General features: G+C 62.0%; 1 protein-coding gene. It reads right to left on the bottom strand.

Annotation, left to right across the window (positions count from 1 at the left end; all coding sequences use genetic code 11):
- On the bottom strand, positions 1–587 hold a 587-nt coding region (locus HQ945_RS22670; RefSeq protein ID WP_246272771.1), incomplete at both ends, for an EF-Tu/IF-2/RF-3 family GTPase.

Genomic DNA, 587 nt, shown 5'->3' with positions numbered 1-587 from the left:
AGCGTCACAACACCCGTCACGTCGGTCGTGCGGAAGTAGAACTGCGGACGGTAGTTGGAGAAGAACGGCGTATGACGGCCACCTTCGTCCTTGGTCAGGATATAGGCTTCCGCCTTGAACTTGGTGTGCGGCTTCACGGAACCGGGCTTGGCCAGAATCTGGCCGCGCTCGACGTCCTCACGGCCAACGCCGCGGATCAGTGCACCGATGTTGTCGCCGGCCTGGCCCTGGTCGAGCAGCTTGCGGAACATTTCAACGCCCGTCACCGTCGTCTTCGAGGTCGGACGGATGCCGATGATCTCGACTTCCTCGCCAACCTTGACGATACCGCGCTCGACGCGGCCCGTCACAACCGTGCCGCGGCCCGAGATCGAGAACACGTCTTCGATCGGCATCAGGAACGGCTGGTCGATCGGACGCTCCGGCGTCGGAATGTACTTGTCGACTTCCGCCATCAGCGCGCGAACCGCGTCTTCGCCGATTTCCTTGTTGCTGTCTTCAAGCGCGGCAAGCGCCGAACCCTTGACGATCGGAATGTCGTCGCCCGGGAAGTCGTACTTCGACAGAAGCTCGCGCACTTCGAGTTC

Source organism: Phyllobacterium pellucidum (assembly GCF_013327855.1).
Taxonomy (GTDB): Bacteria; Pseudomonadota; Alphaproteobacteria; order Rhizobiales; family Rhizobiaceae; genus Phyllobacterium; species Phyllobacterium pellucidum.
Note: the sequence above shows the minus strand (reverse complement) of the source record. Positions and strands in the feature narration are given on the sequence as shown.